The sequence below is a fragment of the Streptomyces sp. NPDC045470 genome, from assembly GCF_040646595.1.
Classification (GTDB): Bacteria; Actinomycetota; Actinomycetes; order Streptomycetales; family Streptomycetaceae; genus Streptomyces.
Map to the genome: position 1 here is coordinate 83,868 of NZ_JBEZAN010000017.1, position 20,510 is coordinate 104,377.

The window sequence follows — 20,510 nt, forward strand, 5'->3', positions numbered from 1 at the left end:
CGACGGGGCCGGAGCCGCGGCGCGCCCACGTCCCCGGCCCCGCCGCCGTACCGCTGCCTCAGGCCGCCGCGGCCAGCCGCTCCGGCTCGCTGTCCCGCTCCCGCGGCACGAACCGTACGTGCTGGTGGCCGCGGCGCAGGTCTATCCGGACCCGCAGGCCGCCCGCACGGGTCAGCACCAGGCCCACACCGATCGCGGCCAGGGCGGAGACCAGGCCGCCCGCGAGGAAGCCGATCCGGGCGCCGTACGCGTCGGTGACCCAGCCGACCAGCGGCGCGCCCAGCGGCGTACCGCCCATGAAGACCATCATGAACAGGCTCATCACCCGCCCGCGCATCAGCGGATCGGTCGCCATCTGCACGCTGGAGTTGGCCGTGACGTTGATCGTCAGGCCGACGACGCCGATGACGATCAGCAGCGCCCCGAAGACCCAGGCGGTCGGCGAGAGGGCCGCGGCCATCTCCAGGACGCCGAACAGCAGCGCCGCGCCCACCAGCAGCCGCAGCCGCGAGGTGCCGCGCCGGGCCGCGAGCAGGGCGCCCGCCAGCGAACCGACCGCCATCAGGCCGTTGAACCAGGCGTACATGCCGGCGCCGCCGTGGAAGACCTTGTCGGCGAAGGCGGTCAGCCAGATCGGGAAGTTGAAGCCGAAGGTGCCGATGAAGCCGATCAGGACGATCGGCCAGATCAGCTCGGGGTGGCCCGCGACATAGCGCACGCCTTCCCGCAACTGGCCCTTGCCGCGCGGGGCGCGGTCGACCTTGTGCAGCTCGCCGGTGCGCATCAGCAGCAGTCCGGCGAGCGGCGCGAGGAAGGACAGGCCGTTCAGGAGGAAGGCCCAGCCGCTGCCGAGGGAGGTGATCAGCGCACCGGCCACGGCGGGGCCGATGAGCCGGGCGGACTGGAAGTTGGCGGAGTTCAGGCTGACGGCGTTGCGCAGGTCGTCCGGGCCGACCATCTCGACCACGAACGCCTGCCGTGCCGGGTTGTCGACGACGGTGATCAGGCCGAGCACGAAGGCCATCAGGTAGACGTGCCAGACCGTGACGTGCCCGCTGAGGGTCAGTACGGCCAGCACCAGGCCGGTCAGGCCCATCGACGCCTGGGTGACCAGCAGCAGCTTGCGCTTGGAGACCCGGTCGGCGATGACCCCGCCGTACAGCCCGAAGAGCAGCATGGGCAGGAACTGCAGCGCGGTGGTGATGCCGACGGCGGCGGACGAACCGGTGATGCTGACGACCAGCCAGTCCTGGGCGATGCGCTGCATCCAGGTGCCGGTGTTGGAGACGACCTGGCCGGTGGCGAAAAGACGGTAGTTACGGACTCTCAGCGACCGGAACATGCCCCCGCGCGGTTCGGCGGCGGTGCCCTTGGTGCCTGTCGGGGGCGCGGTCGCGGCGTCGGTGGCGGTGGTGTCGTCGGAGTTCGGTGCGGGGGCGGAGTCTGCTCCGGATCCCGTACTCAAAGTGGGTTCGCCTCCTCGGCGCTCGGTCTCTACAACTGGGCGAGCTTCTCCAGCACGGGTGCGGCGGTCCGCAGTGCGGCCCACTCGTCCTCGTCCAGCCCGGAGGCCAGCTCGGCCAGCCACGCGTTGCGTTTGCGGCGGCTCTCTTCGAGCATCGCCTCGGCCTGTTCGGTCTGGGTGACGACCTTCTGACGGCGGTCGTCCGGGTGCGGTTCGAGCCGGACCAGGCCCTTGGCCTCCAGCATCGCGACGATGCGGGTCATCGACGGCGGCTGGACGTGCTCCTTGCGCGCCAGCTCGCCCGGGGTGGCGTGCCCGCACCGGGCGAGGGTGCCGAGCACCGACATCTCGGTGGGGCTGAGCGACTCGTCGACCCGCTGGTGCTTGAGTCGGCGGGACAGCCGCATCACGGCGGACCGCAGCGCGTTCACGGCGTCGGCGTCGGCGGCAGCGTCGTCGCCCAGGGACAGTTCCGGCATGTTCGTTAGCATAACTCATTACCCTCTCTAATGAAAGCCCGTACACCTGCGACCACCCGCCACACCCTTCCGAGTGAGGACGCAGCGGAAAGTGACCCGCCTGACCAGGGCATGAGAGGACCGTGGCGGTATGGGATCGGGAGTGCTCAGCCTGCGCATGGACGGGGAACTGCTGGAGCGCCTTCGGCAGCACGCCGCGAAACGCGGAATGAGCGTCCAGGACTATGTGACCCGGACGCTCATCCGTGAAGACTTCGACGAACGATTCAAGATGTCGGTGGACCGGACGGAGCGGTTCTACGCGGCACCGCCGCTCTGAACCGCACCGCCCACGCGGCGCGCGCTAGTGCACGCCCAGGACCTGCTCGATCGGATCGAGCAGGAAGTAGACGAGGAAGGCCACTCCCACGGCGTTCAGCAACCACGGGATCTCCTTGAAGCGGCCGGTCGCCGTCCGCAGCAGGATGAAGGCCAGCACGCCCATGCCGATGCCGTTGGTGATGCTGTACGTGAACGGCATCGAGATGATCGTCAGGAACGCCGGAACGGCGATCGTGAAGTCGCTCCAGTCGATGTCCCGCACGTTGGCCGACATGATCAGGAAGCCGACGACCAGCAGCGCGGGCGTCGCGGCCTGCGACGGGACGACCGTCGCCAGCGGCGTGAAGACCAGCGCCAGCAGGAAGAGCCCGCCGGTCACCACGTTCGCCAACCCCGTACGGGCCCCCTCGCCGACGCCCGCCGTGGACTCCACGAAGCAGGTGTTGGCGGACGCCGAGCCGACGCCGCCCGCCGCGACCGCGATGCCGTCCACCATCAGGATGCGGCCCATGCCGGGCAGGTTGCCGTCCTGGTCGGTCAGCCCGGCCTCCTCGCCGACGCCGATGATCGTGCCCATCGCGTCGAAGAAGCCGGACAGCAGCACGGTGAAGACGAAGAGGCAGCCGGTCAGCAGGCCGACCTCCTTGAAGCCGCCGAACAGGCTGATCTGTCCGACCAGGCCGAAGTCCGGCGCGCCGACGATGCCGTCCGGCACGTTCGGGACCGCCAGGCCCCAGCTCGCGTCCGGGATCTCCGCGATCGCGTTGACGACGATCGCGACGACCGCCATCACGACCATGCCGATCAGGATCGCGCCCTTGGTCTTCCGTACGGTCAGCAGGAACATCAGCGCCAGGCCGACCACGAAGACCAGCACCGGCCAGCCCTGGAGCTGGCCGCCCTGGCCCAGTGCCAGCGGCACGGTGGTGTGCGCGGCGTCCGGGTTGCGGCTGACGAAGCCCGCGTCGACCAGGCCGACCAGCGAGATGAACAGGCCGATGCCGATCGCGATGGCGCGCCGCAGCCCGTTCGGAATGGCGTCCATGACGCGCTGCCGCAGACCGGAGGCGACCAGGATCATCAGCACCAGACCGGCGAGCACGACCATGCCCATCGCGTCCGGCCAGCTCATCTTGGGGGCGAGCTGGAGCGAGACGACGGCGTTGATGCCGAGGCCGGCGGCGACGGCGATCGGCACATTGCCGATGACGCCCATCAGGAGCGTGGACAGGCCGGCCATCAGCGCGGTGGCGGTGACGAGCTGACCGTTGTCCAGTTGGTGCCCGAACTTGTCCTGGCCGGCGCCGAGGATGATCGGGTTCAGCACGACGATGTACGCCATGGCGAAGAAGGTGGCGAGACCGCCGCGCAGCTCACGGGAGACCGTGGACCCCCGCTGGGAGATCTTGAAGAACCGGTCGAGACCGTTCTTGGGCTGCTGCGGACCTGGGCTCTGGACGGCGTCGACCGGCGTGGTGGCCGAGGGGGACATGCGCGGACCTCAGTCGTACGGGCCTGGGAGGGCGTGGGGGCCCCGGATCGGGCCCAGAACACAAACAAGCCGGATCAGATTGGAGGATTCGACGAATCAAACCAGTCAGAACCGGATAGGTTCAGTATGAATAAACAAGGCGGTGATCGCTATCTCCGCGCGTAGACCCTTGCGGGACAGGGCCGGCCGCCGCCCGGGACCCGGCCCGCGGCACCGCCCCGCCCGCCACCCTGCCATGACCGGCCTTGTACCGGCCCTGTCGGTGGCTGCCCGTAAGCTGGCCCCATGTGGAAGAAGTCCGAACTGCGCGAGGCCCCGGAGCCTCTTGAGGGCCCCGTCGTCGGCACGATCACCGGCGGCACCATCATCTGGTTCGTGCTCTTCCTGGCCCAGCTCCCCTTCTACGGCTGGTTCGCCGACCACGACCGCACCTGGTGGGTCTGGACCTGTCTGGCCGGCGGCGGTCTCGGCATCCTCGGCATCTGGTACGTCCGCAAGCGCGACGCCGCCATCAAGCGCGCGGCGGCCGCCGCGGCCCCGGGCTCCGAGCGGGCGGCGGCGGACGCGCGCTGATCCGCCGGCGCACGCCGGGCCGCCGTCCCGGCACGGTGGAGCAGTCGTCCCGCCCCGCGGACATTTTCACCCCGTAGTGGACGCATCCCGACCCCCCACGGTTGACGCGCGCCCCTCCAACAACTCGCACCACCTTCCTGTGCGCATCCAGCGGGTGAATCGCCCGTTCCGCCCGTAACGTCGAAGGCATGACTCAGCGGGCGAAGACCGAAGCCGGAGGCCGCGCGCAGGCCACCGAACCGGCCCACCGCGGCCTGAGCGCCGCCGAGGTCGCCGAGCGGGTGGCCAGAGGCGAGGTCAACGACGTCCCCGTACGGTCCTCGCGCTCCACCGCCGACATCGTCCGCTCGAACGTCTTCACCCGCTTCAACGCCATCATCGGCGTACTGTTCGTGATCATCCTGATCGTCGGCCCGATCCAGGACGGCCTGTTCGGCTTCGTCATCGTCGCCAACACCGGCATCGGCATCATCCAGGAGCTGCGCGCCAAGAAGACCCTGGACAGCCTCGCCGTCATAGGCGAGTCCAAACCGACCGTACGGCGCGACGGCACGGCCGCCGAGATCCCCACCTCCGAGGTCGTCCTCGGCGACGTCATCGAACTCGGCCCCGGCGACAAGGTGATCGTCGACGGCGAGGTCCTGGAGAGCGACGGCCTGGAGATCGACGAGTCGCTGCTGACCGGCGAGGCCGACCCGGTGGTCAAGCAGCCCGGCGAGAAGGTGATGTCCGGCAGCTTCGTGGTCGCCGGCGGCGGCGCGTTCACCGCCACGAAGGTCGGGCGCGAGGCGTACGCCGCCCAGCTCGCCGAAGAGGCGTCCCGCTTCACCCTCGTCCACTCCGAGCTGCGCACCGGCATCAGCCAGATCCTCAAGTACGTGACGTGGATGATGGTGCCGACCGCCGTCGGCCTGATCCTCAGCCACCTGTTCACGCTCAACATGGCGGGCGACGAGGCCGTACGCCGCATGGTCGCCGGCATCGTCCCGATGATCCCCGAGGGCCTGGTCCTGCTCACCTCGGTCGCCTTCGCCATCGGCGTCGTCCGGCTCGGCCGCAAGAAGTGCCTGGTCCAGGAGCTGCCCGCCATCGAGGGCCTGGCCCGCGTCGACGTGGTCTGCCTGGACAAGACCGGCACGCTGACCGAGGGCGGCATGGACGTCAGCGACCTGCGCCCGCTCGGCGGTGCGGACGAGGACCACTGCCGGCAGATCCTCGGCGCCCTCGGCGCGTCCGACCCGCGCCCCAACGCCTCCCTCCAGGCGATCATCGACGCGTACCCGGCCCGCGACGGCCGGCGCGCCACCGACGCGCTGCCCTTCTCCTCCGCCCGCAAGTACAGCGGCGCGGCCCTCGAAGGCCCGGACGGCGAGCACACCACGTGGCTGCTCGGCGCCCCCGACGTCCTCCTGCCCTCCGGCGACGACACGCTCCCGGAGGTCGACGACCTCAACGCCCAGGGCCTGCGCGTCCTCCTGCTGGCCCGCGCCGAACGCGGCCTGCACGACGCCGGTGTCGCCGACCAGGTACGCCCCACCGCCCTCGTCGTCCTCGAACAGCGGCTGCGCCCCGACGCGATGGACACCCTGCGCTACTTCGCGGACCAGGGCGTCCAGGCCAAGGTCATCTCCGGCGACAACGCGGTCTCCGTGGGCGCCGTCGCCGGGAAACTCGGCATGCCCGGCGCCGATTCGCCCGTCGACGCGCGCAAGCTCCCCGCCGACCCGGACGACATGGGCAAGGCCCTGGAGGACGGCGCGGTGTTCGGCCGCGTCACGCCGCAGCAGAAGCGCGACATGGTCAAAGCGCTCCAGAAGCGCGGCCGCACCGTCGCCATGACCGGCGACGGCGTCAACGACGTCCTCGCCCTGAAGGACGCGGACATCGGCGTCTCCATGGGCGCGGGCAGCGAGGCCACCAAGGCCGTCGCGCAGATCGTGCTGCTGAACAACAGCTTCGCGACGCTGCCGTCCGTCGTCGCCGAGGGCCGCCGGGTGATCGGCAACATCACCCGCGTAGCCACCCTCTTCCTGACGAAGACCGTCTACTCGGTGCTGCTCGCGATCCTCGTGGCCTGCTGCCAGATCCCGTACCCCTACCTGCCGCGGCACCTCACCCTGCTGTCCACCCTCACCATCGGCGTCCCCGCCTTCTTCCTCGCCCTCGCCCCCAACAAGGAGCGCGCCAAACCGCACTTCGTACGGCGGGTGATGCGCTACGCGATCCCCTCCGGCCTGATCATCGGCCTCGCCGCCTTCGCCACGTACCTCCTGGCCCGCAGCCACTACAGCGGCCCGGACGCCCTCCCCGCCGAGACCAGCGCCGCCACCCTGACCCTCTTCCTCAGCGCCATGTGGGTCCTGGCGATCATCGCCCGCCCGTACACGTGGTGGCGTGTCGGCCTCGTCCTGGCGATGGGCCTCGGCTTCCTGATCGTGCTCGTCGTCCCCTGGCTCCAGAACTTCTTCGACCTCAAACTCGTCGGCACGACGATGCCGTGGGCCGCCGTGGGCATCGCCGCCGCGGCCGCGATCCTGCTCGAAGTCGCCTGGCGGTTCATCGGCCGACGCTTCCCGGCGTAGTCGGCTCCGCGCTTTCCGGCCACGCGGAACGGGGCGGGCCGACCGCGTCACCGCGGCCCGCCCGCCCCGCCCCGGAACGGCCTCAGTCGAACCAGCGGGCCTCCGCCAGCTCCTCCGCGCGGTCCGGGTCCTCCAGGAGCGCCGCCGCCTCGAAGCGGCGGGGCCACTGGCCGGCGGCCCAGGCGAGCCCCGCGGCGACCCCCTCCAGGGTCGCCGCGTGCAGCGTGCCGTCCGGCGTCCAGCGCCAGTCGAGTTCGGTGCCGCCCTCGACGGTCAGCTCCTCGTGCTCGACGTACGACTGCGGCGTGTCCGGGCCCAGCAGCGTACGGACCGGCTCCGGGACCTCGTGCCGGCTGCCCTCCGAGACCACCGGCGCCGCGAAGACCTCGCTCAGCCGCCGCACCTGGAACAGTTCCGCCAGCTCAGCGGCGCGCGCCGGACGGACCGGCAGCAGGGGCAGCCCGGCGGCCAGCGGCATCAGGTCCGGCGCGTCCGCGACCACGGCCTCCGCCGCGTCCACGATGCGCACCTCGCCGTCCACGACGGCCCGCACCTCCTCCGGCAACGTCACCTGATCGGGGTCCAGGTCCGCCAGCATCCCGTACAGCGCGTGCAACTGCGCGGAGCCCACCTCGTGCTCCGGGTCCGCGAGGCGGCCCAGCAGCTCGGCGGCGCCGCCCGGCTCCTCCAGGAGCGCCGCCACGGAGGTCCGCACCCCGAGGGCGCGCAGCACCTGCGCGTCCACCTCGCCCGCGTCGGCCGACTCGTACAGCCCCGCCAGCAGCGGATCGCCGCCCGCGGCCCGCAGACCGGCCGGCCGGCGGCCGTCCAGCACCGGGTGCCCGCGCAGCCACCACGCCGTGTACGGGCGGACCGAATCGGTCGTACCGTCCGGCAGCAGCACCCGTACGGGCGCGGTCAGCGCGTCCCGCAGCGGCGGCCGCGACAGCATCGCCAGCGCCTGCGGCCACGCGTCGTCGTCCACCAGATCCAGGTCCCGTACGGCCACCAGCTCCGTCGCGACCGGCGGCACCGGCGTCTCCGGCAGCCCGTCGAGGACGTCCTCGCACCACACGTCCACGGCGTCCAGCACACCGGCGTCGTCCGGCTCGGTGAAGTCGCCGTCGCGCGGCTCCAGCTCGTCCGGGTCCAGCACCACGTCCTGCGCCCGTACGAGGGCGAAGCCCGCCAGCACGCCCACGGCGGTCAGCGGCTGCTCGCCCCAGCGCTCCGCGAACCCGGCGTCGACCGCGGCGAGTTCACCCTCCCGGATGACCCGCTCGAAATCACTCCCGGGCAGTACCAGTTCACCCGCCGGTGCCGGCTCACCGTCCTCGTCCGGCAGCGCGAGCGCGGCCAGCCACGGCTCGTCACCGGGCGCCAGATGCGCATCGCGCACCAGCCCCAGCACGGCCTCGGCCAGCTCCTCTCCCCCCAGCCCGGCCGGCTCCCCGTCGAAACCGAAGGCGTAGTCGTCCTCCGCCGCGTCCAGGGAACCCGCGACGGCCGCCCGCACCTGCGGCGTCGTCAGCACGGCACGCGGCGCCGCCGGGGTGGCGCCCAGCTTCTCCAGCAGCGGATGCACGGCCTCCGGATGTGCGACCTTCAGCCCCAGCCGGGCCAGCGTCGCATGCCGCTCCGCGGCGTCACCGCCGTCGCCGTCCGGCAACGGAAGCAGCACCTGCCGCGGCCCGATCGTGGTCCGCGCGGCCTGCCCGTCCTCACCGGCAGGCCCGGCCAGCGGCACCGGCAGCCCGCTCAGCCGCTCCGGGTCCGTACCGGCCAGCGAGTCGTACAGCCGCCACCACCACGCCGGCGACCGCTCCACGCCCGCCAGCCGGTCCACGACCTCGCCGAGCGGCACCCGCGCCACCCCCAGCGCACGCAGCTCGGACCGCCGCTCCAGCCCCGCCGGCAGCAGGCTCGGGAACAGCTCCGCCAGCACCCGCACGGTGTCCGCGCCGGCCCCCTCGACCAGCTCGGCGTCCACCGGCCGCAGCACGTACGCGTCCTCCTCGCCCCGCGCACCGCCCCAGCCGCCGCCCTCACCCGGAGCCAGCTCGTCAGGCCCCGCCGACTGCGGCACCGTCTCCAGCGACAGTTCCGCGCCCGTGGCAGGTGCCGCCGCGCTCGGCAGGAACCGCACCCGCGGCAACAGCTCCAGCACCTGCCGCCGCAGCTCGTTGTCCAGCTCCCCCTTGCCCAACGGCCCCGGTACGAGATCGATCGTCCCCGCCGACACCGGCTGCCAGCCGGCCAGCAACGACGCGTACGCCTCGGCGGCGCGCCGCACGAGATGATCGGTCAGCGCCCCGGGCGCCACATGCCGCCGCGTCGGCTCCAGCGGGAACGAAGCGATCAGCAGTCCCGGCAGGCCCTGCGGCTCGTCGGTCGGCGTCGGCGCGTGCACGACCGGCGCGGTCGCCGGGCGCACCGGCGCGCCCTCCTCGTCCACCGGCACCGCCCACGTCACCGCCCAGTGCGGACGCAGCCGTTCCTCCACCGGACGGTCCGCCAGCAGCTCGGGCTCCAGCGCACCGCTCTCACTCACGACCCGCCAGCGCGAGACGCCCCGCTCACTGTCCTCGATGACGACGTACGCGCCCTCCTGGCGCCGCCTCATCTCCCGTACGCCGTCCGGAGTCTCCACGACGACCTCGGCCAGCCCCGGCAGCGTCAGCAGCAACGCCGCGTCGATCCCGGCCAGCAGGCGCACCGTCAGCTCGTGCGCGGCACCGTCACGCAGCGGCAGCACGACGGACGTGTCGTACCCCTGCGGAGCGGAGCCCTCCGCGGGCAGCGGCAGACGCAGCAGCGGTACGTGGCCGTCCCGGCGCCGCAGCTCACCACCGAGCCCCGGACTGTGCGCCGCCACCTGGCTGGCCAGCTCCCTGGCCTCGGCCAGCGACCAGCGGACACCGCCGGTACGGCCGACCAGCGCGGGCTCGTCACTGACCGCGAGCACCGCCGAGAACCCGACACCGAACCGGCCGACGGAGACCGCCGCCGCGGTCTCCCGCTTCGCGGACGCGCGCAGCGTGGCCAGCGATTCGACGCCGGTGGCGTCGATGGGGGCGCCGGTGTTGGAGGCGACCAGCACGGCGGGTTCGCCGCCCTGGGCCGGGTGCAGGGTCAGGCGCAGCCGCCCGGTCACCCCGGCGCGGCCCGCGGCGTCCGAGGCGTTCTGCGCCAGCTCCACGGCGAGCCGGTCACGGTACCCGCCGAGCGCGAGGTCCTCCTCGGCGTTCGCATCCTCCCGGAACCGGGCCGGCGAGGCCGCCCAGGCATCGAGCACCCCCCGCCGCAGCCGAGCCGTCCCGAACGGATCTGCCTCTGCCGCTTCGCTCACGTTCTCTCCCGTTCCTCCGATGCCGAACTCCACTTTCTACCCGGTGAGAGGCGAAGGTGGGGCATGGGGGTGGGATGTGCCCTGGTGGGGGCGCGCCGTGCGCAACGGACTTCTCACGAACCCCGGCACACCTGGCCCGGTGCGCGATGGGCCCGGCCGTCGAACGGCTATCCCAAGCGATCGGCCTGGGCACTCACGCGAGCCTCACCACCAGGTGGGCGCGCACCAGGGTGATCGGAAACTTCCCCCCACCGATACCTCGGCTCGCCAATCCGACCGGAGGGGCGTGCAGGGGGCCATCCCCGCAGGCAGTCCGGACACTGGCCCACATATCCGATGCACCTCAGCTAAAGGATGCCGTGGGGGTCCCCCGGCCGAAGGCTGGGGGAGAGTTGGCCCCTGCGCGCCCCCGCCCCCACAACGAACGCAACGCGAGCCACACGTCAGCACAACCCCCCGCGCGAAGCGCCCCCACCAACACCAGGTCAGCTGTGACCGAACTCCTCGGCCGGCCCCGAGTCCTCCACAGACCCCCCCGTCCGGTCAGGACGCAACGTGAACGGATCCACAACGGTCTCGTCAATAACGGGAGGCGCCGGCCGCGGAGGCCTCGGCATGACGGCAGCCTCAGAATGCCCCCCACACCCGTACCCGAGCGACACGACATGCCCATCCGCAGGCCCGAACTCGTTACCGCAGATACCGAACGCCTGACGGAGCGAGCCGGCCAGAGGCACCAGGAAGCCGCAGGAGACACAGTTGGCGGGGGCGGCCTGGGCCATGGCGGTCTTGGGGCCGTACTCCTCTTCCCAGCGGTCCGCCGCAGCGTGCAGACCGTAGCGGGAGAGAACCCGGGAGCGCCCCATGCCCAGCTCGTCGGCGACGGCGGCGATGCTGCCGCGGGCGGTCGACGCGGGCTGGGCCGCGGGCGACCCGGGCTCGACATCGGCGTCCTCGGCGTCCGCCAGCTCGGTGACGCCAGGTGAGACCTCGGTGCCACCCGCCCCCGCGACCTCCGCGGCCCCCTGGGAACCCAGGCCGGGCTCCAGCCGGAGATCCTCGGCCTCGGTGGGGAGCAGGTCGCCGGGCCCCATGTCGCCGGGGCGCAGCCGCTCGCTCCAGGGCACCCATTCGGGGGCCAGCAGCGCGTCGGGGCCGGGCAGCAGGACGCTCTCGTCGAGGGTGACGTGCTTGGCCCGGGACGCGCGGGCGACGGTGACGGCCCAGCGCCAGCCCCGGTAGCCGGGCTCCTTGCATTCGAACAGGTGCGTGACGACGCGGTCTCCGTCGGCGACGACGTCGACGTGCTCGCCGACCGTGCCGGGCGCCGCGGCCTCCTCGGCCGCTACGCGGGCAAGGTCGACCGCCTCGGCGCACAGGCGGTCAGGGGTACGGCTTCGCATCGCAGCACTCACAAGAATCGATTCTCTCTTCCACGCCGTCTCACGAGTGCGCCAGCCGGAGCTGTCCTGTCCTTGTCCGGACGACCGGCGTGCCGGGGCGGGCGGAGCGGACCTGGGGACCGCGTCGACGTCCGCGCCCGGTCATCTCGGTCGAGCGCACCTCTTACGACCCATTCTGCGGGATCGCGGCAAGGCGCGCGGCCAAGAACGACCGCCGGTGGCGCGCTACACACGCTACCCCTTCAACGGTGCACGACCCCTCGCCGGGAGCGGCAAATGTCACCGGCAGCGTCCGGCGGCCGGGCGGTGCGGCGCGACAGGGCCCGGAAAGAGCCATGTCCCGGGCGAGTTGGGGCAGTATTGCTGCGTGGCTGGCGGACGGGCGTCGAGGAAGTCGAGGCTGCCGCGGATGTCGCGGGCGTCGCGGATCTCCAGGTCGGGGACGGCGAGGGCGGCCCGGACCCCGCGGATCGCCAAGGCTTCGCGGATCTCCACCGGCCCGCGTGTCTCCAGGAGCGCGCGGGTCTCGACGGCGTCCACGCGGCCGGGCCGGGAGGGCGGCGGGGCGGGCCGGGTGTGCCGTGCCGCCGGGCGGGCGCTGCGTCGTCCGTTCACGGCGACCGGGCGTGGCATACGGCGTGCCACCCACGCGCACGGCGCGGGCGAGTCGGGTCTCGGCAAGCTGATCGAGTTGCACGCGGTGAATTCGGCCGGTGACATGTTGATCACGGTGGCGCTGGCCTCGACGGTGTTCTTCTCGGTGCCGACGGACCAGGCGCGCGGCCGGGTGGCGCTGTACCTGGCGGTGACGATGGCGCCGTTCGCGCTGCTCGCGCCGGTGATCGGGCCGCTGCTGGACCGGGTGCCGCACGGCCGCCGGGCGGCGATGGCCGGGGCGATGCTGGCCCGCGCGCTGCTGGCGCTGACCATGTCGGGCGCGGTGGCGGGCGGCGGCCTGGAGCTGTATCCGGCGGCGTTGGGCGTATTGGTGTCTTCGAAGGCGTACGGGGTGGTGCGGAGCGCCGTCGTGCCGCGCCTGCTGCCGCCCCGTATCTCGTTGGTGAAGGCCAATTCGCGGGTGACGCTCGCGGGGCTGCTGGCGACGGGCGCGGCGGCGCCGCTGGGGGGCGCGCTGCATCTGATCGGGCCGAGCTGGCCGCTGTACGGGGCGTTCACGGTGTTCGTGGCGGGCACGCTCCTGTCCTTCTCGCTGCCGCACAAGGTGGACTCGGCGAAGGGCGAGGGGCGGGCCCGGCTGGCGTCCGGCGAGGACGGCGCGGGACTCGGGAAGGCGGCGGGCGAGCTGCCGGGGAAGGCGGCGGGCGAGCGCCCGGGGAAGGCGCTGGCGGGCGGGCGGCGCCCGGGACTCCGCACGGTCGGGCCGTCCGTGCTGCACGGCCTCCACGCGAACTGTGCCCTGCGGTCGCTGTCCGGCCTGCTGACGTTCTTCCTGGCGTTCCTGCTGCGCGAGCACCCGCTCGGCGGGCTGGGGCCGCAGGTGTCGCTGGGTCTGGTGGCGGTGGCGGCGGGGGCGGGCAACGCGCTGGGGACGGCGGTCGGCGCGTGGCTGCGGGCCAGGGCGCCGGAGCTGATCATCGCGGTGGTGCTGGGGCTGGCGCTGGCCGTGGCGGTGACCGCTGCGGTCTTCTACGCACTGCTGGCGATCGTGGTGGTGACGGCCGCGGCGGCGACGGCGGGGTTCTGCCAGGCGCTGGGGAAGCTGTCGCTGGACGCGGTGATCCAGCGGGACGTGCCGGAATCGGTCCGTACGTCGGCGTTCGCCCGTTCCGAGACCGCGCTCCAGCTTTCCTGGGTGGTCGGCGGCGCGGTCGGGATCGGGCTGCCGCTGAACGGTACGGTGGGCCTGGCGGTGGCCGCGGCGCTCGTCGCGACGGGCGTGGCACTGGCCGTGCGCGGCCTGCTGGGCGCGGCGCGGCACGGCGCGCCCCACCCTCGTGTGGCGTGACCGGGGCCGACCGATAGCCTGCCCGCATGACCGCGTTCTCTTCTTGGGGTACTGGCCGCCGCGCCGCTGCCGCCCTCGGTGCCGTGTCCCTGGGGCTCGTCACCCTCTCCGCCTGTGAGAAGCCGACTCCGCTCGCCACGGTGACCGCCGGCAAGGACACCGTGACCGCCGAGGCCGCCTGCTACGACGACGGCAAGGTGCTCGGCGATCTGGCCGCCAGCGACAAGAAGGCGCAGGCCGAGTTCACCAAGTGCCTGACCACCGAGCCGAAGAAGACGCTCACCGTGCACCCGGGCGAGAAGCTGCGCCTCGGTGTCGAGCCGGACGTGGCGGAGGACGGCTGGATCGCGCTGTCCAACAACAGCCCCATCACCAACGTCAGCAAGCAGACGTACCAGGTCGTCGGCAGCGCGGACCAGCTTTTCGTCAACCAGCAGACCCGCAGTCTGGCCGATTCCACCGTGGTGTCCGTCGTGGCCACCAAGGGCGGCAAGTACACGGGCGTGTGGAACGTCAAGCTCAAGCGCGCGGAATCCTGAGTCCGCTGAGGTACGCGTGAGGCTGGTGGTGGTGAGGTGACCGTGCCGCGTGTCCTGGTCGTCACCGCCGTCGCGGCCGAGCGCGACGCGGTGGTCGCGGGCGTGGCCGGTGACGGCGGCGCGGAGATCGTCGCGCTGCCCGCGGGCGGCTGCGTACTGCACCGGGTACGGACGGCCGCGCCGTCCGCGCACGAGCGGGCCGGCGCGGTCCTCGACGTGCTCGCGGCCGGGGTCGGCCCGGCCGCCGCTGCCGCCGGTACGGCCACCGCGCTGACCGCCGGAATCTGTGCCGGAGCCGGTTACGACCTGGTCATCTCCGCCGGGATCGGAGGCGGTTTCGGGCCCGGTCCGGACGCGGTCGGCCCCGGCGCCGCGGTCGGTTCCGCGGTCGTCGCGGACGCGATCGTCGCCGCCGACCTGGGTGCCGAGACCCCGGACGGCTTCCTTCCGGTGACCGAGCTCGGCTTCGGCACCGTCGTCCACACCCCGCCGCCGGCCCTCGTACAAGCCCTCGCCGCGGCCACCGGCGCCGCGTGCGGCACGGTGCTCACCGCGTCGACCGTGACCGGCAGCGCGGAGCACGCCGCGCGCCTCGCCGCGCGCCACCCGCGCGCCCTCGTCGAGGCGATGGAGGGCTTCGGAGTCGCCGAGGCCGCCGCCGCGCAGGGCCTGCCGGTGCTCGAAATCCGTACGGTCTCCAACCCCGTCGGCCCGCGCGACCGCGCCGCGTGGCGCATCGGGGAGGCGCTCGGCGCGCTCTCCGCCGCCTGCGCCGCGCTCCCCCGCGTTCTGACGGCGGCCGGGGCCCCCACCTCCTGGAGGACGCCATGAGCGACGCGCTCAAGATCGCCTATTCGCCGTGCCCGAACGACACCTTCGTCTTCCACGCGTGGGCGCACGGCAAGGTCCCCGGCGCCCCCGCGCTGGACGTCACCTTCGCCGACATCGACATCACCAACGGCATGGCGGAACGCGGCGAGCTGGACATCCTGAAGGTGTCGTACGCGGTGCTGCCGTGGGTGCTGGAGGAGTACGCGCTGCTGCCGTGCGGCGGTGCCCTGGGGCGCGGCTGCGGCCCGCTGGTGCTCACCAAGGAGCCGGGCGAGGCCAAGGACCTGGCGGGCAAGACGGTGGCGGTGCCCAGCGAGCGGTCGACGGCGTACCTGCTGTTCCGGCTGTGGGCGGCGGAAGAGGTGCCGGGCGGCGTCGGCGCGGTCGAGGTGCTGCCGTTCGACGAGATCATGCCGGCCGTACGGGACGGCCGGGTGGACGCCGGGCTGGTCATCCACGAGGCCCGCTTCACGTACCGGAACTACGGCCTGAGCTGCCTCGCCGACATGGGCGAGCACTGGGAGCGCACGACCGGGCTGCCGATCCCGCTGGGCGCGATCATCGCCAAGCGCTCGCTGGGCGCCGAGCGGCTGCGCGAGCTGGCCGCGGCGGCCCGCGAATCGGTACGGATGGCCTGGGACGACACCGAGGCGTCCCGCGCGTACGTGCTGGAACACGCGCAGGAGATGGACCCGGCCGTCGCCGACCAGCACATCGGCCTGTACGTGAACGAGTTCACCGCCGACCTCGGCGAGAACGGCTACGCGGCCGTGCGCGGGCTGCTCACGCGCGCCGCGGCCGAGGGGCTCGTACCGCCCCTCGGCCGCGATGCGCTCAGCTTCGGCTGACCGGGCCGCGCCCGGCCGGCCGTCAGACGTCCAGTTGGTCGGCGACCGCCCGGAGCATGCCGGCGATCTTCGAGCCGTGCGCCTTGTCGGGGTAGCGGCCGCGCTCCAACTGCTGGGTGACGCTCTCCAGGAGCGTGGTGAGGTCCTGCACGATCGACGCCAGCTCGTCCGGCTTGCGGCGCTGGGCCGCCGCCACCGACGGCGCGGGGTCGAGGATCGTCACCGAAAGCGCCTGGTCACCGCGCTGGCCGGCCACTACGCCGAACTCGACGCGCTGGCCCGGCTTGAGTGCGTCCACGCCGTCGGGCAGCACCGACGAGTGCACGAAGACGTCACCGCCGTCGTCGCGGGAGAGAAAGCCGAAGCCCTTCTCGCTGTTGAACCACTTGACCTTGCCGGTAGGCACGTCTGTCCTCGTCCTCGTACTCGTCGGAAAACCACTGGGGTCCGGATTGCGCGTTTTCTGCGTCAACTGTGTTTTTTGCGTCTTCTGCGGGAAAAACAGCTCTGGATAGCAGTGCAGCGGGCCACCGGACCCGCCACCCCCCAAGGCTAATGGTCCGGTGCCCGGTGACAAGACGTCGCCGGGTGGTTCCTCCGCGCTTCTGGCCCGGACTTACCCTGGTCATGTGTCTGACGAAACTCCCCAGGCCGGGGATCTGCTGGTCCGGATCGGCGCGATTGTTTTCCTGATTGGCGCGGTGGCCACTCTCGCCACCGTGACCCCGTTGTTCGTGGGGGCCGATCCGCTGCCGTCCGTCTTCTACTGGGTCTGCATGCTGATGGGCGCCGGGTTCCTCATCGCCGGGGCCGGAGTGCTGCGTTCCGTCGCGGCGCAGCGCCGGCAGGCGAAGTCCTCCACGGCGTAGACGCGGGCGCCTCGCGTCGTCACGCGCTGCGCCGCGCCCGCTCCGCCACGTACTCCTCCAGCCAGGCCGGGAAGCCGGTCAGGTCGCCGAGGAGGACGTTGGCGCCGGCCGCGCGCAGCTCGTCCGCGTCGCACGGTCCGGTGGCCACGGCGACGGACACCGCGTCGGCGGTCCGCGCACCGCGTACGTCGCCGGTGTGGTCGCCGACGTAGACGGACGCGCCGTGCGCGCGCAGCGCCTCCGCCTTGGCCTCGGCCCACAGCGAGCCGATGACGGCGTCCGCGCCGATGTCCAGGTGCGCCAGGTGCAGCTTGGCGTTGGGCTCGTACTTCGCGGTGACCACGATCGCCCGCCCGCCGTGGCGCTGGACGGCGGCCACCGCCTCGCGGGCGCCCGGCATGGCGAGCGTCCCGGTGATCGCGTGGGCCGGGTACAGCTCGCGGTACAGGTCGCTGACCTCCGCGACCCGCTCCTCGGGGAACCACCGGCGGATCTCCTGCTCCAGCGGCGGCCCGAGCCGGGTGATCGCCGCGTCCGCGTCGACGTACGTCCCCGTCGCGGCGGACAGCGCCTGGTAGGCCGCCTTGATGCCGGGGCGGGAGTCGATCAGCGTCATGTCCAGGTCGAAGCCGACCGTGAGCTGCTGCGAGGCCGTGGCGACCGTGGGACCGGGTACCGGGTTGTGCGAAGCCATGGTGGCCATTGTGGCCGATGACCGTGGTGGTCCGGGCCTACACTGGCCCCGCCTGGCTCCGCCCCGCCCGCGCGCACCCCGCGACGCCCCCGCGAAGGGAACCGATGCCGGTCGTCCGGTCCCGCAGTCCCAGAGCCCCTTTGCCGAGACGTCGCGTCGGCCTGACGGCGGCGGCGGTGCTCGCCCTGCTGCTGGCGGTCTTCCTCTCCCTCGCGGTCGGCAGCCGCCAGCTGGCCCCGTCCGAGGTGTTCGACGCGCTGCTGCACGGCGGGGACGGCGACGCCGCGCAGGTGGTGCGCTTCCTGCGGCTGCCCCGCACGCTGATCGGCCTGATGGTGGGCGCCGCGCTCGCCCTGGCGGGCACGGCCATGCAGGGCATCACCCGTAATCCCATCGCCGACCCGGGGGTCCTCGGCATCAGCCAGGGGGCCTCGGTGGGCGTGGTCCTGGCGCTGTCCTTCCTGGGCGTGCACACCCTCGGCGGATACGTCTGGTTCGCCTTCGCGGGCGCCGGGGCCGCCTCGGTCGCCGTGTACGCGATCGCGGCCGCCGGGCGGGGCGGCGCGACGCCGGTGAAGCTGGCGCTGTCCGGCGCGGCGGTCAACGCGCTGCTCGTCGCGGTGACGATGGCGGTGCTGACGACGAAGGCCGCGGCGCTGGACGAGTTCCGGTTCTGGCAGGTCGGCTCGTTGACCGGCCGGGACAGCGAGGTCGCCGCGCAGATCTGGCCGTTCCTGCTGGCGGGCGCGGTGCTCGTGCTGTCCGCCGCGCGCGGCCTGGACGCCCTGGCGCTCGGCGACGACGTGGCCGAGGGGCTCGGGCAGCACGTCGCCGCGGTACGCGTCGTGGCCGGGCTCGGCGCGACCGTGCTGACCGGCGCGGGCGTCGCGGCGGCCGGACCGATCGCCTTCGTCGGCCTGGCCGTACCGCACCTCGCCCGCGCGGCGGTGGGCGGCGGCCACCGCCGGCTGCTGCCGATGGCGGCGCTGCTCGGCCCGGTCGTCGTGCTGGTCTCGGACACCGTCGGACGGGTGCTGTTCCCGCCGTCCGAGGTGCCGGCGGGCGTCATGACGGCGCTGATCGGCGTCCCGTTCCTGGTCGCCCTCGTACGGCGGAAGGCGGTGCCCGCGTGACGGCACCGGCCACCGGCCCCGGCGCGGCGGTACGGCACGGCCGGGCGCGGCCCGCCGGCTACGGCCTCGTGCGGGCCGGGCGCGGCTCCTTCCTCGTGCACCGGCGGGCGGCGGCCGTCGCCGGGGTGCTCGCCGTGCTGCTCGCCGCCGTCTGCCTGGCGTACCTGTGCGTCGGCGAGTCCTTCGTGGCCCCCGGCGAGGCGCTGAAGGCCGTCTTCGGGCAGCCGTCGTCCGCCGGGCTGGTCGTCGGGACGCTGCGGCTGCCCCGGATGGTGGTCGGGCTGCTGACCGGCGCGGCCTTCGGGGTGGCGGGCGCGCTGATCCAGACCGTGGCCCGCAACCCGCTCGCCAGCCCCGATGTCATCGGCATCACCCAGGGCGCGAGCGCGCTGACGGTGGGCGCCATGACGTACGGCGTCACCTCGTACGCCGTCCTGCCCTACCTGTCGGTCGCCGGCGGGGTCCTCGCCGCCGCCCTCGGCTACGTCTTCGCCTGGCGCGGCGGCCTGCACGCCACCCGCTTCGTCCTGATCGGCATCGGTTTCGCCGTCGCGCTGCGCTCGGTCACCCAGTTGTTCCTCACCAAGGGCGACTACACCGCGGCCCAGCAGGCGCAGGTGTGGCTGACCGGCTCCCTCAACGGGCGCGGCTGGGCCGAGGCCGCGCCGCTCGGCTGGGCGCTGACGGCGCTGCTGCCCGCCGTCCTGTGGGCGGCCCGCGCCCAGCGCACCGTCACGACGGACGACGACACCGCGACCGCCCTCGGCGTACGGCTGAACCGCACCCGTCTCGGCCTGGCCGCGCTCGGCGTGGTGCTGGCGTCGATGGCGACCGGCGCGGCCGGGCCGGTCGACTTCGTGGCGCTGCTCGCCCCGCAGACCGCCCGCCGCCTGACCCGTACGGCACAGCTCCCGCTGCTGTGCTCGGCGCTGTTCGGCGCGGTCGTCGTCGTGTCGGGCGACCTGCTGGCCCGCAAGCTCCTCGCACCGACCGAACTGCCGGTGGGGGTGCTGACCGCGGCCGTCGGCGCCCCGTACCTGATCCGTCTGATCATCCGCAGCCGGGCCGTGGGAGGACGCGCGTGACCGAGGGCAGCAAGGACGCGGCTGTCGCCGTCAGCCGTCTCACGGCGCGGGACCTGACGCTCGCCTACGAGGACCGCACCGTCGTCGAGGGGCTCGACCTCGACATCCCGCACGGCGCGGTCACCGTCGTCGTCGGCCCCAACGCATGCGGCAAGTCCACGCTGCTGCGGGCGCTCGGCCGGCTGCTGAGACCGCGCCGGGGCGCGGTCCTGCTGGACGGTACGGACCTGGCCCGCCTTCCCACCAGGAAGATCGCCCGGTCGGTGGGGCTGCTGCCGCAGTCCCCGGTGGCACCCGAGGCGATCACCGTCGCCGACCTGGTCTCGCGGGGCCGCCAGCCGCACCAGCACTGGTGGCAGCAGTGGTCCGAGGCGGACGAACAGGCCGTCACCGAGGCCATGGACCGTACGGACGTGGCGCAACTGGCCGACCGGGCGGTGGACGAACTGTCCGGCGGGCAGCGGCAGCGCGTGTGGATCGCGATGGCACTCGCGCAGCAGACCGACCTGCTGCTCCTGGACGAGCCGACGACCTACCTCGACATCGCGCACCAGGTCGAGGTGCTGGACCTGATCCGGCAGCTCAACCACGACCGGGGACGCACCGTCGTCGCCGTCCTGCACGACCTCAACCAGGCCGCGCGCTACGCCGACCACCTCGTGGCGATGAAGCAAGGGCGCATCGTCGCACAGGGGCGGCCGTCGGCGGTCGTCACGGCGCGACTGGTGCGCGAGGTGTTCGGGCTGGAGTCGGTGGTGGTACCGGATCCGGTGACGGGCTCGCCCCTGGTGGTTCCGGGGCGGCCTTGGCAGGCTCCGGGGACGGCCGACGCCGCGCCCGGGTCCGAGTGACCGCGCCGCTCCCCAGCCGAAAGGGCTTGT

At 73.2% G+C, this 20,510-nt stretch carries 19 protein-coding genes; 11 read left to right on the forward strand and 8 right to left on the reverse strand.

The features are described from left to right. Positions 1–58: 58 nt before the first annotated feature. Both AB0A97_RS33065 and AB0A97_RS33070 read right to left on the reverse strand, forming a co-directional pair. Entirely contained in the window at positions 59–1,465 is a 1,407-nt protein-coding gene (locus AB0A97_RS33065; RefSeq protein WP_361156964.1) for an MFS transporter, read from the reverse strand. A 29-nt stretch (positions 1,466–1,494) separates the two neighbouring features. Then, positions 1,495–1,944 carry a MarR family transcriptional regulator gene (locus AB0A97_RS33070; RefSeq protein WP_030669441.1) on the reverse strand — a complete coding sequence of 150 codons (450 nt, stop codon included), beginning with the start codon at positions 1,942–1,944 and terminating at the stop codon, positions 1,495–1,497. 130 nt (positions 1,945–2,074) lie between these two features. Between AB0A97_RS33070 and AB0A97_RS33075 the strand changes: the two genes are divergently transcribed. Further along, on the forward strand, positions 2,075–2,263 hold the full coding sequence (locus AB0A97_RS33075; protein ID WP_073759267.1) for a ribbon-helix-helix protein, CopG family: 189 nt from the start codon (positions 2,075–2,077) through the stop codon (positions 2,261–2,263). Positions 2,264–2,287: 24 nt separating this feature from the next. Here AB0A97_RS33075 and AB0A97_RS33080 read toward each other — a convergent pair whose 3' ends face one another. Continuing rightward, entirely contained in the window at positions 2,288–3,757 is a 1,470-nt protein-coding gene (locus AB0A97_RS33080) for an NCS2 family permease (RefSeq protein WP_361156968.1), read from the reverse strand. Between the two features lie 285 nt (positions 3,758–4,042). Here AB0A97_RS33080 and AB0A97_RS33085 point away from each other — a divergent pair, with 285 nt between their 5' ends. Both AB0A97_RS33085 and AB0A97_RS33090 read left to right on the forward strand, forming a co-directional pair. Continuing rightward, on the forward strand, positions 4,043–4,330 hold the full coding sequence (locus AB0A97_RS33085; RefSeq protein WP_361156970.1) for a DUF2530 domain-containing protein: 288 nt from the start codon (positions 4,043–4,045) through the stop codon (positions 4,328–4,330). A 188-nt stretch (positions 4,331–4,518) separates the two neighbouring features. Then, complete coding sequence (locus AB0A97_RS33090) at positions 4,519–6,912, forward strand: HAD-IC family P-type ATPase (RefSeq protein ID WP_361156973.1); 2,394 nt, start codon at positions 4,519–4,521, stop codon at positions 6,910–6,912. Between the two features lie 82 nt (positions 6,913–6,994). Here AB0A97_RS33090 and AB0A97_RS33095 read toward each other — a convergent pair whose 3' ends face one another. From AB0A97_RS33095 to AB0A97_RS33105, 3 genes are all read right to left on the reverse strand, one after another. Continuing rightward, positions 6,995–10,261: a molecular chaperone Hsp90 gene (locus tag AB0A97_RS33095; RefSeq protein ID WP_361156975.1), complete on the reverse strand. Its 3,267-nt coding sequence runs from the start codon at positions 10,259–10,261 to the stop codon at positions 6,995–6,997. 485 nt (positions 10,262–10,746) lie between these two features. Continuing rightward, a complete protein-coding gene (locus AB0A97_RS33100; RefSeq protein WP_361156977.1) occupies positions 10,747–11,664 on the reverse strand; it encodes a DUF3027 domain-containing protein in 918 nt (305 codons plus the stop codon). A gap of 279 nt (positions 11,665–11,943) precedes the next feature. Beyond that, a complete protein-coding gene (locus tag AB0A97_RS33105) occupies positions 11,944–12,279 on the reverse strand; it encodes a hypothetical protein (protein WP_361157164.1) in 336 nt (111 codons plus the stop codon). Here AB0A97_RS33105 and AB0A97_RS33110 point away from each other — a divergent pair. From AB0A97_RS33110 to AB0A97_RS33125, 4 genes are read left to right on the forward strand one after another with little or no spacing between them, the layout of a single operon-like run. Beyond that, positions 12,239–13,630, forward strand: coding sequence for an MFS transporter (locus AB0A97_RS33110; protein ID WP_361156979.1), 1,392 nt, complete (start codon positions 12,239–12,241; stop codon positions 13,628–13,630). The two genes, AB0A97_RS33105 and AB0A97_RS33110, sit on opposite strands and share 41 nt — an antisense overlap. A gap of 26 nt (positions 13,631–13,656) precedes the next feature. Further along, entirely contained in the window at positions 13,657–14,169 is a 513-nt protein-coding gene (locus AB0A97_RS33115; protein ID WP_361156982.1) for a hypothetical protein, read from the forward strand. A gap of 36 nt (positions 14,170–14,205) precedes the next feature. Continuing rightward, the gene (locus AB0A97_RS33120; protein ID WP_361156985.1) at positions 14,206–15,000 is read left to right on the forward strand and encodes a futalosine hydrolase; all 795 of its coding nucleotides are present in this window, start codon (positions 14,206–14,208) and stop codon (positions 14,998–15,000) included. After that, entirely contained in the window at positions 14,997–15,848 is an 852-nt protein-coding gene (locus tag AB0A97_RS33125) for a 1,4-dihydroxy-6-naphthoate synthase (protein ID WP_361156988.1), read from the forward strand. The genes AB0A97_RS33120 and AB0A97_RS33125 overlap by 4 nt, the downstream gene beginning before the upstream one ends. Positions 15,849–15,870: 22 nt before the next feature. Here the strand turns inward: AB0A97_RS33125 and AB0A97_RS33130 are convergent, their stop codons facing one another. After that, the gene (locus AB0A97_RS33130) at positions 15,871–16,254 is read right to left on the reverse strand and encodes a cold-shock protein (protein WP_031001692.1); all 384 of its coding nucleotides are present in this window, start codon (positions 16,252–16,254) and stop codon (positions 15,871–15,873) included. 223 nt (positions 16,255–16,477) lie between these two features. On the opposite strand from AB0A97_RS33130, the gene AB0A97_RS33135 reads away from it, so the two are divergent. Then, positions 16,478–16,717, forward strand: a complete 240-nt coding sequence (locus AB0A97_RS33135; RefSeq protein WP_030022254.1) for a hypothetical protein — start codon at positions 16,478–16,480, stop codon at positions 16,715–16,717. Between the two features lie 19 nt (positions 16,718–16,736). On the opposite strand, the gene AB0A97_RS33140 is transcribed toward AB0A97_RS33135, so the two are convergent. Further along, the gene (locus tag AB0A97_RS33140) at positions 16,737–17,411 is read right to left on the reverse strand and encodes a haloacid dehalogenase-like hydrolase (protein ID WP_361156992.1); all 675 of its coding nucleotides are present in this window, start codon (positions 17,409–17,411) and stop codon (positions 16,737–16,739) included. 104 nt (positions 17,412–17,515) lie between these two features. Between AB0A97_RS33140 and AB0A97_RS33145 the strand changes: the two genes are divergently transcribed. The 3 genes from AB0A97_RS33145 to AB0A97_RS33155 are packed head-to-tail and all read left to right on the forward strand — an operon-like array spanning position 17,516 to position 20,480. After that, positions 17,516–18,544 carry an iron ABC transporter permease gene (locus AB0A97_RS33145; protein ID WP_361156994.1) on the forward strand — a complete coding sequence of 343 codons (1,029 nt, stop codon included), beginning with the start codon at positions 17,516–17,518 and terminating at the stop codon, positions 18,542–18,544. Then, entirely contained in the window at positions 18,541–19,629 is a 1,089-nt protein-coding gene (locus AB0A97_RS33150; RefSeq protein WP_361156997.1) for an iron ABC transporter permease, read from the forward strand. The genes AB0A97_RS33145 and AB0A97_RS33150 overlap by 4 nt, the downstream gene beginning before the upstream one ends. Next, positions 19,626–20,480, forward strand: coding sequence for an ABC transporter ATP-binding protein (locus AB0A97_RS33155; RefSeq protein ID WP_361157000.1), 855 nt, complete (start codon positions 19,626–19,628; stop codon positions 20,478–20,480). The genes AB0A97_RS33150 and AB0A97_RS33155 overlap by 4 nt, the downstream gene beginning before the upstream one ends. The last annotated feature ends 30 nt before the right edge of the window (positions 20,481–20,510 follow it).